Here is a 14,694-nt window from a genome sequence, read left to right on the forward strand (position 1 = left end):
GTTCAGGGGCGCGGCGCATAGGCGAACACGTCAGCACGCATCTGGTGGGCATCCATCCCGGCTGCCACCAGGGCATCGAGGGTCGCATAGACCATGGCGGGCGAGCCGCTGGCGTAGACCCGCAGGGACTTGAGGTCAGGAAAGTCCTCACACACCGCTTCATGCAACAGGCCGCAGCGACCCTGCCAGTCAGCCGGTTCGCTGACTACTTTGTGCAGGAAGAGGTTGTCCAGGCGCTGCCAGTCGTCCCAGTGGGCCAACTGATAGAAGTCCTCCGACTGACGCACCCCCCAGTACAGGTGCACCGGGTGCCTGAAGCCTGCAGATCGGCAGTGTTCGATCAGGCTGTGCATCTGGCCCATGCCGGTGCCAGCAGCGATCAGCACCAGAGGGCCGTCAGGCAGTTCCGCCAGGTGGGTATCGCCGAAGGGCATGCGGACCTTGGCCATGCGGGTACGCTGCAGTTGCGCGAGCAGTGCCTTGGCGCTGCTCTCGCGCGCAAGGATATGCAGCTCGATCTCCCGCCCGGCGCTGGGCGCCGAGGCCATGGAAAAGGCCGATGACTCACCGTCGTCACGCTCGATCAGCAAGTACTGCCCGGCGTGGTAACGCGGCGGCTTTCCGGCCGGGGCACGCAGGCGCACGCGCCAGACATCGCCGCCCACTTCCACACACTCGCTGAGCTGGCAGCTCAATGCGCGCACCGGCAGTTCGCCCGGGGCCAACACACCGTCCCAATGCAGCACGCAGTCTTCCATCGGTTCAGCCAGACAGGTGAAGAGCTCGCCCTGACTCAGTTCGGCACCGTTCTGGCGCACCCGCCCTTCCACCAGCAGGGCCGCGCACACGTGGCAGTTGCCGTTGCGGCAGCTTTGCGGGCACTCGTAGCCGAGACGGCGCGCCGCATCCAGAATCCGCTCGTTGGGAGCCGTCTGGATGACCGCGCCAGAAGGTTGCAGGGTGACACGCATCAATCGATTCCCAGAGAAGACCAAAGCTCATCGACGCGGCGCTTCACCGCTTCGTCCTGGACGATAACCCGACCCCATTCGCGGTTGGTCTCGCCGGGCCACTTGTGGGTGGCGTCCAGGCCCATCTTCGAGCCGAGGCCGGAGATGGGCGAAGCGAAGTCCAGGTAGTCGATCGGCGTGTTGTCGATCATCACCGTGTCGCGTTTGGGATCCATGCGCGTGGTGATGGCCCAGATCACGTCGTTCCAGTCGCGCGCATTGACGTCGTCGTCGGTGACTATGACGAACTTGGTGTACATGAACTGTCGCAGGAACGACCAGACACCCAGCATTACGCGCTTGGCGTGGCCTGGGTACTGCTTCTTCATGGTCACCACCGCCATGCGGTAGGAGCAGCCCTCCGGCGGCAGGTAGAAGTCGACGATCTCGGGGAACTGCTTCTGCAGGATCGGCACGAAGACTTCGTTCAGCGCCACGCCAAGGATGGCCGGCTCATCCGGCGGCCGTCCGGTGTAGGTGCTGTGGTAAATCGGTTTCTGGCGGCGAGTGATGCGCTCCACCGTGAATACCGGGAAGCTGTCCACTTCGTTGTAGTAGCCGGTGTGGTCACCATAGGGACCTTCATCGGCCATCTCGCCGGGATGGATCACCCCTTCGAGAACAATTTCGGCGCTGGCCGGCACCTGCAGGTCATTGCCACGGCACTTCACCAGCTCGGTGCGATTGTCCCGCAGCAGGCCGGCGAAAGCGTATTCGGAGAGAGAATCCGGCACCGGGGTAACGGCACCGAGGATGGTCGCCGGATCAGCGCCCAGGGCGACTGCCACCGGGAACGGCTGGCCTGGATGCTTGGCGCACCACTCGCGGTAATCCAAGGCACCGCCACGATGGCTCAGCCAGCGCATGATGACCTTGTTGCGGCCGATTACCTGCTGGCGATAGATGCCGAGGTTCTGCCGCTCCTTGTTCGGGCCACGAGTGACGGTCAGGCCCCAGGTGATCAGCGGAGCGACATCGCCAGGCCAGCAAGTCTGCACCGGCAGCCGGGTGAGGTCGACATCATCGCCCTCCTCCACCACTTCCTGGCAGGGGCCGTCCTTCAGCACCTTGGGCGCCATGGCAATGACCTTCTTGAAGATCGGTAGCTTGGACCAGGCGTCCTTCAGGCCCTTGGGCGGCTCGGGCTCCTTGAGGAAGGCCAGCAGCTTGCCGATCTCCCGCAGCTCGCCGACGTCCTCGGCACCCATCCCCAATGCCACGCGTCCGGGGGTGCCGAAGAGGTTGCCGAGCACCGGGATGTCGAAGCCGGTGGGTTTCTCGAAGAGCAGCGCCGGACCTTGCTTGCGCAGGGTGCGGTCGCAGATTTCGGTCATTTCCAGCACGGGCGAAACCGGGGTGACGATGCGCTTGAGCTCGCCGCGCCGTTCCAGGCCGCTAATAAAGTCGCGCAGATCGCGATACTGCATGCTTGAGCCTCTTGGGGCGTGCAGGTCGGGGCGCAAAGTTTAGCGCCGAACTGGGTTATTCAGAAGGACAAAGGGCCAGCACAGAAACGCAAAAGCCGGGTTTCCCCGGCTCTTGCGGCACATCCAAGACTTACTTGCGCTTCATCGACAGGAAGAATTCGTCGTTGGTCTTGGTGTCTTTCAGCTTGTCGAGCAGGAACTCGATGGCGGCGATCTCATCCATCGGGTGCAGCAGCTTGCGCAGGATCCACATGCGCTGCAACTCGTCATCGGCGGTCAGCAACTCTTCACGGCGGGTGCCGGACTTGTTGATGTTGATGGCCGGGAACACACGCTTCTCAGCGATGCGACGGTCCAACGGCAGCTCCATGTTACCGGTGCCCTTGAACTCTTCGTAGATGACTTCATCCATCTTCGAGCCGGTTTCGACCAGCGCAGTAGCGAGGATGGTCAGCGAGCCGCCTTCCTCGATGTTGCGCGCGGCGCCGAAGAAGCGCTTGGGCTTCTCCAGGGCATGGGCGTCGACACCACCGGTGAGTACCTTGCCGGAGCTCGGAATCACGGTGTTGTAGGCACGTGCCAGACGGGTGATGGAGTCCAGCAGGATGACCACGTCCTTCTTGTGCTCGACCAGGCGCTTGGCCTTCTCGATCACCATCTCGGCGACCTGCACGTGGCGGGTCGGCGGCTCGTCGAAGGTGGAGGCGACCACTTCGCCGCGCACGGTGCGCTGCATCTCGGTCACTTCTTCCGGGCGCTCGTCGATCAGCAGGACGATCAGGTGGCACTCGGGATTATTGCGGGTGATGTTGGCTGCGATGTTCTGCAGCATGATGGTCTTGCCCGCCTTCGGCGGCGCCACGATCAGGCCACGCTGGCCCTTGCCGATCGGTGCGCAGAGATCGATCACGCGGCCGGTGAGGTCCTCGGTGGAGCCGTTGCCGGCTTCCATCTTCAGCCGCTCATTGGGGAACAGGGGCGTGAGGTTCTCGAACAGGATTTTGTTCTTGGCGTTCTCGGGGCGGTCGTAGTTGATCGAGTCGACCTTGAGCAACGCGAAGTAACGCTCGCCTTCCTTCGGAGGACGAATCTTGCCAACTATGGTGTCGCCGGTCCGCAGGTTGAAGCGGCGGATCTGGCTCGGGGAGACGTAGATGTCGTCAGGGCCGGCCAGGTAGGAAGAGTCAGCGGAGCGCAGGAAGCCGAAGCCGTCCTGGAGTATCTCCAGCACACCGTCACCAGAGATCTCCTCGCCGCTCTTCGCGTGCTTTTTCAGCAGGGCGAAAATGATGTCCTGCTTGCGCGAACGGGCCATGTTCTCCAGGCCCATGGCGTCGGACATTTCCAGAAGTTCGCCAATCGGCTTTTGCTTGAGTTCGGTCAGATTCATAGGAATGACGTAGATAGATATGGAGAAGGGAAAGCATTGAGCTTTTTAGGCCGCGCCGCTGAGAAGGCGACAGGATCGCTGTGCTTATTCGAATAGGAGTGCGTCGGCGACGGCGTGGAGGGCTGCGAGAAAGAGCAGCGGTCCGAATGTAACACCGGCGCAACGGGGAGTCTAGTGCAGGCCAATGAAAAAGCCCCGCTTTGCGCGGGGCTTTTCCGGGACGCTTCTGATGCGGCTTCGGCGGCGCTGGTGGCCGCGCGAATCAGATGTTGGCGTCGAGGAAGGCAGCCAGCTGGGACTTGGACAGGGCACCTACCTTGGTCGCTTCGACGTTGCCGTTCTTGAACAGCATCAGGGTCGGGATGCCACGCACACCGTACTTCGGCGGGGTGTCCTGGTTCTCGTCGATGTTCAGCTTGCAGACTTTCAGTTTGCCCTGGTAGTCCTTGGAGATTTCGTCGAGGACCGGGGCAATCATCTTGCACGGACCGCACCACTCGGCCCAGTAGTCGACCAGCACCGCGCCTTCGGCTTTGAGCACGTCTTGCTCGAAGCTGGCATCGGTGACGTTGGTGATGAATTCGCTCATGGAAGAATCTCCGTGGTTCGGAAGCAAAAAAGTGGAGCCATCATAGCCCGGCTTTTCCGGGACCGAAAGCCGAAGGCGATTGAGCTTCGCTATGGTGTTACGGGGAAAAACTGATAGATGTGCGGGCCGGCGTCAATCTGGCAGCCGATCCGGGGCTGCCTGAGCAGACCGCTGGCCCTATGACGCGCGACTGTCATATCCCACCTATAGTTTGCACAGCCAGCTATTCGCCAGAAGACCGCACCCAACCGACCGCTGCCGGCTCACGCCAGACTGGTACCAACGTACCGCTATTCGCATTGGCGCGACCGGGCAACCGTGGCAGGATTGCGCGGTTCAGCCTCGAGACCCGAAACCATGCCGCAAAAGCCCGTCGAAATCCCGTCCCTGATCGCCGCCATCGACCTCGGCTCGAACAGCTTCCACATGGTGGTGGCCAAGGTCGACCACGGTGAGATCCGTATCCTGGAACGGCTCGGCGACAAGGTGCAGCTGGCGGCAGGCCTGGACGAAGCGCGCAACCTCAGCGAGGAGTCCATGCAGCGTGGCCTCGATTGCTTGCGCCGCTTCGCCCAGATGATTGCCGGCCTGCCGGAGGGTGCGGTGCGCATCGTTGGCACCAACGCCCTCCGCGAAGCGCACAACCGCGCCGAGTTCATCCGCCGCGCCGAGGAAGTCCTCGGACACCCGGTGGAAGTCATCTCCGGCCGCGAGGAAGCGCGACTCATCTACCTGGGTGTCTCCCACACTCTGCCGGACACCCCCGGTCGCCGCCTGGTGGCGGACATCGGCGGCGGCAGCACCGAATTCATCATCGGCCAGCGCTTCGAATCACAGCTGCGGGAGAGCCTGCAGATGGGCTGTGTGAGCTACACCCAGCGCTACTTCCGCGACGGCAAGATCACCCCGGCTCGCTATGCGCAGGCCTACACGGCAGCGCGCCTGGAGCTGATGGGCATCGAGTACAGCCTGCGCCGCCTCGGCTGGCAGGAAGCCGTAGGCGCCTCCGGCACCATCCGCGCGGTGGGCCTGGCGATCCAGGCCGCGGGCCTGGGCAATGGCGAGATCAACCCGGAAGGCCTGGCCTGGCTCAAGCGCAAGCTGTTCAAGCTGGGCGACGTCGAGAAGATCGACCTGGACGGCATCAAGCCGGATCGCCGCCCCATCTTCCCGGCCGGCCTGGCGATTGCCGAAGCCATCTTCGAAGCGCTCGAACTCAAACGCATGACCCATTCCGAAGGTGCCCTGCGCGAAGGTGTGCTTTACGACTTGCTGGGCCGCCACCACCACGAGGACGTCCGCGAGCGCACCCTGAGCGCCCTGATGGAACGCTGCCATGTGGACCTGGAGCAGGCCGCGCGGGTCGAGGCCAAGGCGCTGGCGGCCCTGGAAAAGGTCGCGGACAGCTGGGGGCTGGACGATGACTGGCACCGCGACCTGCTGCTGTGGGCAGCACGGGTCCACGAGATCGGCATGGACATCGCCCACTACCACTACCACAAGCACGGCGCCTACCTGATCGAGCACTCGGACCTGCCCGGCTTCTCCCGCCAGGACCAGTTGATGCTGGCCCTGCTGGTGCGCGGCCACCGCCGTAACATCCCCAAGGACAGGTTCGCCGAATTCGGCGAGGAGGGCGTGAAGCTGCTTCGCCTCTGTGTGCTGCTGCGCTTCGCCATTCTGTTCCACCACATCCGGGGCACCTCGGCCATGCCTGAAGTGAAACTCAAGGCCGCCGACAACAGCCTTGAAGTGCAATTCCCGAAAGACTGGCTGGAAGCCAACCCGCTGACGCAAGCGGATTTCGAGCAGGAAGCCGAGTGGCTGAAGCGCATCGATTTCGCGCTGAAGGTGAGCTGAGGTAACAAGCAGGGGGTGGAATGAAAGACGCCCCCACCCTGCAAGACTCGACAATGACAACGGGGCCCGAAGGCCCCGTTTTCATGTCCGCACTCAGCGTGCGCTGATCGGCGGGTTGGTCAGCTTGTCCAGCAGCGTTGCCTGGGCGTTGCGCGAGTTCTGGTTGCCGCTCGGGCTGTTGCGCAGGTAGCGACCATCCGGCTGCAACACCCAGCTCTGGGTGTTATCGCTGATGTAAGCCTCCAGCTCCTTCTTCACGCGAGTCAGCAGCTTCTTGCCTTCCACCGGGAAGCAGGTCTCGACGCGCATGTCGAGGTTGCGCTCCATCCAGTCGGCGCTGGAGAGGTACATCTTCTCGTCGCCACCGTTGAGGAAGTAGTAGATCCGGCTGTGCTCGAGGAAGCGGCCAATGATCGAACGCACCTGGATGTTGTGCGACACACCGGGAATACCGGGGCGCAGGCAGCACATGCCGCGCACCACCAAATCGATGCGCACGCCGCTCTGGCTGGCCTTGTAGAGCGCGCGGATGACCTTGGGATCGGTCAGCGCGTTGACCTTGACCATGATGTGCGCCGGCTTGCCTTCACTGGCATGCAGAGCCTCACGGGCGATCATGTCGAGCAGCGTCTTCTTCAGGGTGAAGGGCGCGTGCAGCAGCTTCTTCATGCGCAGGGTCTTGCCCATGCCGATCAACTGGTTGAACAGCTTGTGCAGGTCTTCGCATAGCGCATCGTCGGCGGTCAGCATGCTGTAGTCGGTATACAGGCGCGCGTTACCCGCGTGGTAGTTGCCGGTCCCCAGGTGCGCGTAGCGGCGCAGCTCGCCGTTCTCTCGGCGCAGGATCAGCATCATCTTGGCGTGGGTCTTGAAGCCAACGACGCCATAGATCACCACGGCCCCCGCCTGCTGCAGACGGCTCGCCAGCTGCAGGTTGGACTCCTCGTCGAAACGCGCGCGCAATTCGATCACCACGGTGACTTCCTTGCCGTTGCGTGCCGCCTCCACCAGGGAGTCGACGATCTCGGAGTTGGCACCGGCGCGGTAGAGGGTCTGCTTGATCGCCAGGACATTGGGGTCCTTGGCGGCCTGGCGCAGGAAATCCACCACCGGGGTAAAGGATTCGAAGGGATGCAGCAGCAGGATGTCCTGCTTGCCCACCACGCTGAACAGGTTCTCGGCCTTCTGCAGCAGCTTGGGGATCACCGGGGTGAACGTCGAGTGCTGCAGTTCCGGATGGCTTTCCAGGCCGGTGATGCTGAACAGGCGCGTCAGGTTCACCGGACCGTTGACCTGATACAGCTCGCTCTCAGCCAGGCCGAACTGTTTGAGCAGGTAGTCCGAGAGGTTCTTCGGACAGGTGTCGGCGACTTCCAGCCGTACCGCGTCGCCGTAGCGGCGCGAGAACAGCTCGCCACGCAGGGCGCGGGCAAGGTCGTCGACGTCTTCGGTGTCCACCGAGAGATCGGCGTTTCGGGTCAGGCGGAACTGGTAGCAGCCCTTGACCTTCATGCCGGGGAACAGGTCATCGGCATGGGCGTGGATCATCGAGGACAGGAAGACGAAGTTGTCCCCCGGCCCACCGATATCTTCGGGCACACGGATCACCCGCGGCAGCAGGCGGGGCGCCGGGATGATCGCCAGGCCGGAATCGCGGCCGAAGGCGTCGACACCTTCCAGCTCGACGATGAAGTTCAGGCTCTTGTTCACCAGCAGCGGGAAGGGGTGCGTCGGGTCCAGGCCGATGGGGGTGATGATCGGCGCGATCTCGTCGCGGAAGTAGCGGCGCACCCAGGCCTTCAGCTTGGCGGTCCAGTAGCGGCGACGGATGAAGTTGACCTGGTGCTTGGCCAGCTCCGGCAAGAGGATGTCGTTGAGGATGCCGTACTGACGGGTCACCTGATCGTGCACCAGCTCGCTGATGCGCGCCATCGCCTGGTGCGGCAGCAGGCCATCGGCGCCAGCCTGTTCGCGGGCGAAGGTGATCTGCTTCTTCAGGCCCGCAACGCGGATTTCGAAGAACTCGTCCAGGTTACTGGAGAAGATCAGCAGGAACTTCAGACGTTCGAGCAATGGATAGGACTCATCCAGCGCCTGCTCCAGCACGCGGATGTTGAACTGCAACTGAGACAGCTCACGGTGGATGTACAGGCTGCTGTCATCCAGGCTCGGCACCACCAATGGCGCCGGAGCGGGCGCCGGGGCTGGGGCAGGTGCCGCCTCGGCGACCGGCTCCTCCGGGGCCACCGGAATCTCTGTGGCCTCTTTCAGGGGTTCGAGCAAAGCGCTGGGATTGAGTCCTTCGGTGTTCATCTGCAGTTCCTGGGGGGAGATCAAGCTCCCGTCTTGAGCATTTCTGCGGCGCGTACGGCGAAATAGGTGAGGATGCCATCGGCGCCGGCGCGTTTGAAGGCCACCAGGGATTCGAGGATGACCGCCTCGCTCAGCCAGCCGTTCTGGATCGCCGCCATGTGCATCGCGTACTCGCCGCTGACCTGATAGACAAAAGTCGGCACGCGGAATTCATCCTTCACCCGACAAACGATGTCGAGGTAGGGCATACCGGGCTTGACCATCACCATGTCGGCGCCTTCGGCCAGGTCCGCGGCCACTTCGTGCAGGGCTTCGTCGGTGTTGGCCGGGTCCATCTGGTAGCTGGCCTTGTTGCCCTTGCCGAGGTTGGCGGCGGAGCCGACCGCATCACGGAAGGGGCCGTAGTAGGCACTGGCGTACTTGGCCGAGTAGGCCATGATGCGCACATTGGGGAAGTCAGCCAGTTCCAGGGCTTCGCGAATCGCCTGGATGCGGCCGTCCATCATGTCCGAGGGGGCCACTACCTGGGCGCCGGCTTCGGCATGGGACAGTGCCTGCTTGACCAGTGCATCGACCGTGATGTCGTTCTGCACGTAGCCGTTCTCGTCGAGGATGCCGTCCTGGCCATGGGTGGTGAAGGGGTCCAGGGCCACGTCGCTGATCACGCCGAGCTCCGGGAAGCGATCACGCAAGGCGCGGATGGCGCGCTGGGCAATGCCATTCGGGTTCCAGGCCTCGGCGCCGTCGAGGGATTTCTTTTCCAGCGGCGTCACCGGGAACAGCGCCAGCGCCGGGATGCCCAGCTTGACCCAGGCCTCGGCTTCCTTGAGCAGCAGATCGATGGACAGGCGCTCAACGCCCGGCATCGAAGGCACGGCTTCGCGGCGGTTTTCACCGTCCAGCACGAATACGGGGAGGATCAGGTCGTCTACGGTCAGGACGTTCTCGCGTACCAGGCGGCGGGAGAAATCGTCACGACGATTGCGGCGCAGGCGGGTTGCGGGGAACAGGCGATTGGCGGGGGTAAAGCTCACAGCAGACTCCAGGGCCCGGAACGGACGCAGTGTGACAAATATAAGCGCCGATTATGACCGAATGGTAACAACGCGCGACAGCGACCCGCGGTCGCGTCGACCGGCGTAGTGCGCCTGGCGATGCCATGCGGGCATTGTCCGGGGTCAATCTGATGGCAATCAGCGCGGGGCGGAGCTTTTCCCGGGGCGCCAACCCGGTTAGGCTGCGCGTTCATTTCGCTGTGCACCCCAACCATGCTGCAACAATTTCTCCAGGATTTCGGCTACGTCGCCCTCTTCCTCGGCACCTTCTTCGAGGGTGAGACGATCCTGGTCCTGGCCGGCTTTCTCGCCTTCCGGGGCTACATGGACATCAACGCCGTGGTTGCCACGGCGTTCTTCGGCAGCTATGCCGGCGACCAACTCTGGTACTACATGGGCCGCCACAAGGGCCGTCAGATCCTTGCCCGCAAGCCGCGCTGGCAGGCCATGGGCGACCGCGCCCTGGCACATATCCGCCGCCACCCGGATATCTGGGTCCTGAGCTTCCGCTTCGTCTACGGACTGCGCACCGTGATGCCAGTGGCCATCGGCCTGTCCGGCTACCCGCCGCTGCGCTACCTGATCCTCAATGGCATCGGTGCGCTGGTCTGGGCCCTGGCCCTGGGTTTTGCCGCCTTCCACTTCGGTTCCGTGCTCGAAGGCATGCTGGGCAACCTAAAACGCTACGAGCTGATGGTCCTCGGCGGCCTGCTCGCCCTTGGCGGTCTGCTCTGGCTGAGACGCCGCCTGCGCAACAACGGCAAGGACAACTGATTCAGATCGCCAGCGCTGCCTCGCGGCGCGGCAGGCCGAACAGTGCGACCAGACTGATCAGACTGTAAAGCGCCGGCATTCCCCACCCCATCGCCCCGAGCGGCAGCAGCCCCAGCGTCGCGCCAGCCCAGAGGGTCGGCCAGTTGACTGCCAGCCGCACCAACTCCAGCCAGCGCGCCCAAGGGCGATTCTCCAGCCAGCTGCCGATCACATAAAGCCCAAAGGCCATCCAGGACCAGGCCAGCCAGAGCCCGGCCAGCGAAACCTCGCTACCAGTGCCCAGCAACCAGGTGCCGGCCACGACGTAGAGGGTGAACTGCAGCCCGGCGTACCACTTCTGCCCCAAGCCCAGGGGCACCTCGAACTTGGCGAAGCGTGACAGGTCGGGCTTGGCCTGTGGATAACGTTCAGCGACGTCCGCCGGACGCCAGCCGGTGCGCATGAACCAGATGCGCAGCTTGTCCCACCCGGATTCGGTGCGCACCGCGTCGCGCCAGAGCTGCACATAGAACTGCAGGTTGGCCCAGATCGGGTTCCAGCTCGCCAGCGGCGTAGTCACACCGAAGATCACCGGCTCCTCGTCAAGTTCCTCCTGGAAGGTGCCGAACAACCGGTCCCAGAGAATGAACACGCCGCCGTAGTTGCGATCCATGTAGACCGGGTTCTGCGCATGATGGACGCGGTGGTTGGACGGCGTGATGAAGATCCACTCGAACCCGCCCAGCTTGGGCACGTGGCGCGTGTGCACCCAGAACTGGTACAGCAGGTTCATCGCGCCCACGGTGAGGAACACCAGGGGCGGCACGCCGGCGAGGGACATGGGCAGGTAAAAGATCCAGCCGAAAAGAAACCCCGTGCTGGTCTGGCGCAGGGCGGTGGAGAGGTTGTACTCCTCGCTCTGGTGATGCACTGAGTGAGCCGCCCAGAGCACGTTGCGCTCATGACCCAAACGGTGATTCCAGTAGTAGCAGAAGTCGTAGAAAACGAAGGCCAGCAGCCATACCCAGAGGTTCGACGCCGACAGCTCGAACAGCGCCAGGTGCTCCCAGGCGAACGAATAGGTCAGCACCCCCACCACCTTGGTCAGCAGCCCGCTGGTAGTGGACAACACGCCAGCGCTCAGGCTGTTCAAGGCGTCAGCGGTACGGTAGTTGTTCATTCCGCGCCAGCGGTCGGCGATCAGTTCGATACCGATCAGCAGGAAGAAGAAGGGCACTGCATAGAGGACGTAATTCATGGGGCAGCCTTATCGTCGTTCTTGTCCGGTGACCCACAGGCGGCAAAGAGGAGTGGCGCAGCGCTCGCGACCCTATTCCCCGGCCTGCTAGGATTGCTCGTCAGGGTCTGGACGAAAGCTCGCCAAGCACAGGCAACTTTCGTTCAGTACCCGGGATGCTACTCCCGCAGCCGCCCCGCCCCCGCGGCATGGCGTGCCAACCCAAGCGGCATATGACGACAGCATGCGCAAACTCCTGAAACCCGCCCTGATAGTCCTGCTTCTCCTGGCCTGCGCGGCCCTGCTCGGACTCTATCCCTATCGCGATGCCCTGCTGCCGCAAACCGCCGACCTGCCTGCGACGGAACAGCGCCTGGCACCTCACCTGGATCTGTTCACACCGGAAGGCAGCGGCCCCTTTCCCACCGTGCTGGTGTTCCACGGCTGCAGTGGCCAGAGCCCCCTGTTCGTGCGCAACGTGAACGCTTGGCTACTGCCCGCCGGCTACGCCGTGATGTTCGTCGACAGTCACGCCGCGCGCGGCATCGAGAACTGGCGCCCGGTTTGCGACGGCAAGCGCCTGTGGGGCAACGAACGCGCCATCGACGTATACGCAGCCCTGGCACTGGCACGGAAAAACCCGGCCATCGACAGCAGCAAGCTGGCCCTGCTTGGTTATTCCCACGGCGGCTGGACCATCCTCGACGCCCTCTCCTATGACGGCAGTGCCGGCCACGGCTTCCCTGCCACAGGCAAAGGAGCGCTGGCCGGCGTGCGTGGCGTGATCGCCTACTACCCCTACTGCGGCTTCCCCGCCCACCTGCGTGCAGGCCTTGGACACAACACGCCGGTGCTGATGTTCCTCGGCGGCAAGGACCACATCACCGACCACAAGCAGTGCCTCTCGGCCCTCGACAGTCTGGACGATGCACGTCTGGAACTGGTGCAGTACGGCGATGCCGACCACGTCTTCGACCAGCGCAGCGACTTGAATACCTACCAACCCGGCCCAGCCCAGGATGCCCAGCGACGCGCGCTCGCGTTCCTGCGCGAAACCCTCGGGCCGGCCCAATGACCTGGAGATGTCCATGACCAAGAAAGTTGCCGTGATCCTGTCCGGCTGTGGCGTTTATGACGGTGCGGAGATCCACGAGAGCGTGGTCACCCTGCTGCGCCTGGACCAGCGCGGTGCCAAGGTCCAGTGTTTCGCCCCGAACATTGCACAGCACCATGTGATCGACCACACCACCGGCGACGAGATGCCGGAGAGCCGGAACGTGCTGGTGGAATCGGCTCGTATCGCCCGTGGCGAGATCAAGGACGTGCGTGAACTGAATGCCGCCGACTTCGACGCCCTAATCGTTCCCGGTGGCTTCGGCGCAGCAAAAAACCTTTCTGACTTCGCCATCAGCGGCGCCAACTGCACCGTCCAGCCCGACGTGCTGGCCGCCGCCCGAGGTTTTGCCGAGGCGGGCAAACCGGTGGGTCTGATCTGCATCGCTCCGGCACTGGCGGCGAAGATCTACGGCGAAGGCGTGAGCTGCACCATCGGCAACGACGCCGGTACTGCAGCTGCCCTGGCGGAAATGGGCGCCCAGCACGTGGACTGCGTGGTCAGCGAAATCGTCGAAGACGAGAAGCGCAAGCTGGTGACCACCCCGGCTTACATGCTGGCGCAGTCCATCAGCGAAGCCGCCGCCGGCATCTACAAACTGGTGGACCGGGTGCTGGAACTGGCCCACTGAAGTCCCCCGGGCGGGTGGCGCCAGCCACCCGCTCCGTGTCGATCCGGCCAATCCTCCCGCCTCTCCCGCCGCCCCTCTGGCACCCCGGCCGTTTCTGCGGCAGCGTCGAAGCATCGATGTATCCAGGAGGCGCCATGAGCCAGACCGATTTCACCCTCACCCCTGAACTGCAACAGGCCGTCGCTGGCTTCTTCGAACGCATTCCCTTCAACCGTGTGCTCGGTATCCAGCTCGGCGAGATGAGCACTGAGAAGGTGGTCATGCACCTGCCGATGAAGGACGAACTGATCGGCAACTTCGTCCACGGCATCCTCCACGGCGGGGTGATTTCCAGCCTGCTGGATGTAGTGGGTGGTGCCATGGCGTTGATCGGTGCCTTCGAGCGACACCAGCACTTATCCACAACGGAACGCATGGCGCGGCTATCCAAGCTCGGCACCATCGACCTGCGTATCGACTACCTGCGCCCCGGTCGTGGCCAGCACTTCACCGCCACCGCCGTGCTGCTGCGCTCAGGCAACAAGGTGGCCGTGGTGCGCTCGGAACTGCATGCCGACGACGGCACGCTGGTGGCGGTGGGCACCGGCACCTATCTCTGTGGCTGAGCAGATCGTGACCGGCCTCATCCTGTAGCGGTGAATTCATTGGCTATGTCTGCATGACGTGTTGCAAGCACCTGCATCGCCCGTAGGAGCTGACTTGCCAGCGAATGGCCCCGTTTCGCTGGCAAGCCAGCTCATACAAGGCTCTTGGCCCAAGGGTCAATCTCTAGCAACAGCTAACGCAGACATAGCGAATTCATTCGCCAAGCAGGCCGCAGGCGTGCCCTCCACATCAGCCTCGGCTCAGTTTCGTCAGCAAGCGGTCCAGGGTGTTGGCGAAGGCCTGCCGCTCTTTCTCACCATAGGCGGCTTGGCCACCGCCCATCTGGCCCTGGTCGCGCAAGTCGGTAAGCAGGTTACGCACTGCCAGGCGCTCGCCCATGTTGCGCTCGTCGAACTCGCGACCGCGCGGGTCGAGAGCAACCACGCCTTTCTTCACCAGGCGATCGGCCAGGGGCACGTCGCTGCAGATCACCAGCTCACCAGGTACGGCGTTCTCCACCAGGTAGTCATCGGCGGCATCCGGTCCGCTGGGTACCACCACCAGCTGCACGCAGGCGAAGGCCGGTTTCACCTGGCTCTGCCCGGCCACCAGCACCACCTCGAACTTTCGCTTCAGGGCGAACTTGATCACCTGGTCCTTGGCCGCCCGGGGGCAGGCATCGGCATCGATCCAGACGCGCATTGGCTTCACCTTCCGAAATGAAAAAGGG

The 14,694-nt window shown here is 63.5% G+C and carries 13 protein-coding genes; 5 read left to right on the plus strand and 8 right to left on the minus strand.

Features of this window, described 5'->3' with window-relative positions:
• Positions 1-2: 2 nt before the first annotated feature.
• From G559_RS0102990 to trxA, 4 genes are all read right to left on the minus strand, one after another.
• Positions 3-971 carry a CDP-6-deoxy-delta-3,4-glucoseen reductase gene (locus G559_RS0102990; protein WP_028626826.1) on the minus strand — a complete coding sequence of 323 codons (969 nt, stop codon included), beginning with the start codon at positions 969-971 and terminating at the stop codon, positions 3-5.
• Positions 971-2,437, minus strand: coding sequence for a 4-hydroxy-3-polyprenylbenzoate decarboxylase (ubiD, locus tag G559_RS0102995; RefSeq protein ID WP_028626827.1), 1,467 nt, complete (start codon positions 2,435-2,437; stop codon positions 971-973). The genes G559_RS0102990 and ubiD overlap by 1 nt, the downstream gene beginning before the upstream one ends.
• A 130-nt stretch (positions 2,438-2,567) precedes the next feature.
• A complete protein-coding gene (gene rho, locus G559_RS0103000; RefSeq protein WP_016495310.1) occupies positions 2,568-3,827 on the minus strand; it encodes a transcription termination factor Rho in 1,260 nt (419 codons plus the stop codon).
• A gap of 262 nt (positions 3,828-4,089) precedes the next feature.
• Positions 4,090-4,416, minus strand: a complete 327-nt coding sequence (gene trxA / locus G559_RS0103005) for a thioredoxin TrxA (RefSeq protein WP_028626828.1) — start codon at positions 4,414-4,416, stop codon at positions 4,090-4,092.
• Between the two features lie 357 nt (positions 4,417-4,773).
• On the opposite strand from trxA, the gene ppx reads away from it, so the two are divergent.
• Positions 4,774-6,276: an exopolyphosphatase gene (gene ppx, locus G559_RS0103010; protein WP_028626829.1), complete on the plus strand. Its 1,503-nt coding sequence runs from the start codon at positions 4,774-4,776 to the stop codon at positions 6,274-6,276.
• Positions 6,277-6,369: 93 nt separating this feature from the next.
• Here ppx and ppk1 read toward each other — a convergent pair whose 3' ends face one another.
• Together ppk1 and hemB are read right to left on the minus strand one after the other, a co-directional pair.
• Positions 6,370-8,589, minus strand: coding sequence for a polyphosphate kinase 1 (ppk1, locus tag G559_RS0103015; protein ID WP_028626830.1), 2,220 nt, complete (start codon positions 8,587-8,589; stop codon positions 6,370-6,372).
• 20 nt (positions 8,590-8,609) lie between these two features.
• Positions 8,610-9,623, minus strand: a complete 1,014-nt coding sequence (gene hemB, locus G559_RS0103020; RefSeq protein WP_028626831.1) for a porphobilinogen synthase — start codon at positions 9,621-9,623, stop codon at positions 8,610-8,612.
• Between the two features lie 234 nt (positions 9,624-9,857).
• Between hemB and G559_RS0103025 the strand changes: the two genes are divergently transcribed.
• Positions 9,858-10,418 carry a DedA family protein gene (locus tag G559_RS0103025; protein WP_028626832.1) on the plus strand — a complete coding sequence of 187 codons (561 nt, stop codon included), beginning with the start codon at positions 9,858-9,860 and terminating at the stop codon, positions 10,416-10,418.
• Position 10,419: 1 nt separating this feature from the next.
• On the opposite strand, the gene G559_RS0103030 is transcribed toward G559_RS0103025, so the two are convergent.
• Entirely contained in the window at positions 10,420-11,655 is a 1,236-nt protein-coding gene (locus G559_RS0103030; protein WP_028626833.1) for a sterol desaturase family protein, read from the minus strand.
• Between the two features lie 223 nt (positions 11,656-11,878).
• Here G559_RS0103030 and G559_RS0103035 point away from each other — a divergent pair, with 223 nt between their 5' ends.
• The 3 genes from G559_RS0103035 to G559_RS0103045 all read left to right on the plus strand — a co-directional run bounded on the left by G559_RS0103035 (position 11,879) and on the right by G559_RS0103045 (position 13,984).
• Entirely contained in the window at positions 11,879-12,709 is an 831-nt protein-coding gene (locus G559_RS0103035) for a dienelactone hydrolase family protein (protein WP_028626834.1), read from the plus strand.
• Positions 12,710-12,722: 13 nt separating this feature from the next.
• Positions 12,723-13,379, plus strand: a complete 657-nt coding sequence (elbB, locus tag G559_RS0103040) for an isoprenoid biosynthesis glyoxalase ElbB (protein WP_028626835.1) — start codon at positions 12,723-12,725, stop codon at positions 13,377-13,379.
• A gap of 134 nt (positions 13,380-13,513) precedes the next feature.
• Positions 13,514-13,984, plus strand: coding sequence for a thioesterase family protein (locus tag G559_RS0103045; RefSeq protein WP_028626836.1), 471 nt, complete (start codon positions 13,514-13,516; stop codon positions 13,982-13,984).
• Between the two features lie 229 nt (positions 13,985-14,213).
• Here G559_RS0103045 and G559_RS0103050 read toward each other — a convergent pair whose 3' ends face one another.
• Positions 14,214-14,666 carry a YaiI/YqxD family protein gene (locus tag G559_RS0103050; protein WP_028626837.1) on the minus strand — a complete coding sequence of 151 codons (453 nt, stop codon included), beginning with the start codon at positions 14,664-14,666 and terminating at the stop codon, positions 14,214-14,216.
• Between the last annotated feature and the right edge of the window lie 28 nt (positions 14,667-14,694).

This window comes from Metapseudomonas resinovorans DSM 21078 (assembly GCF_000423545.1).
GTDB classification, from domain to species: Bacteria; Pseudomonadota; Gammaproteobacteria; order Pseudomonadales; family Pseudomonadaceae; genus Metapseudomonas; species Metapseudomonas resinovorans.

What these genes read in the sequence shown, in the direction of transcription:
- G559_RS0102990 (WP_028626826.1), bottom strand. Translation starts at nt 971, where the DNA reads ATGCGTGTCACCCTGCAACCTTCTGGCGCGGTCATCCAGACGGCTCCC.
- ubiD (WP_028626827.1), bottom strand. Translation starts at nt 2,437, where the DNA reads ATGCAGTATCGCGATCTGCGCGACTTTATTAGCGGCCTGGAACGGCGC.
- rho (WP_016495310.1), bottom strand. Translation starts at nt 3,827, where the DNA reads ATGAATCTGACCGAACTCAAGCAAAAGCCGATTGGCGAACTTCTGGAA.
- trxA (WP_028626828.1), bottom strand. Translation starts at nt 4,416, where the DNA reads ATGAGCGAATTCATCACCAACGTCACCGATGCCAGCTTCGAGCAAGAC.
- ppx (WP_028626829.1), top strand. Translation starts at nt 4,774, where the DNA reads ATGCCGCAAAAGCCCGTCGAAATCCCGTCCCTGATCGCCGCCATCGAC.
- ppk1 (WP_028626830.1), bottom strand. Translation starts at nt 8,589, where the DNA reads ATGAACACCGAAGGACTCAATCCCAGCGCTTTGCTCGAACCCCTGAAA.
- G559_RS0103025 (WP_028626832.1), top strand. Translation starts at nt 9,858, where the DNA reads ATGCTGCAACAATTTCTCCAGGATTTCGGCTACGTCGCCCTCTTCCTC.
- G559_RS0103030 (WP_028626833.1), bottom strand. Translation starts at nt 11,655, where the DNA reads ATGAATTACGTCCTCTATGCAGTGCCCTTCTTCTTCCTGCTGATCGGT.
- G559_RS0103035 (WP_028626834.1), top strand. Translation starts at nt 11,879, where the DNA reads ATGCGCAAACTCCTGAAACCCGCCCTGATAGTCCTGCTTCTCCTGGCC.
- elbB (WP_028626835.1), top strand. Translation starts at nt 12,723, where the DNA reads ATGACCAAGAAAGTTGCCGTGATCCTGTCCGGCTGTGGCGTTTATGAC.
- G559_RS0103045 (WP_028626836.1), top strand. Translation starts at nt 13,514, where the DNA reads ATGAGCCAGACCGATTTCACCCTCACCCCTGAACTGCAACAGGCCGTC.
- G559_RS0103050 (WP_028626837.1), bottom strand. Translation starts at nt 14,666, where the DNA reads ATGCGCGTCTGGATCGATGCCGATGCCTGCCCCCGGGCGGCCAAGGAC.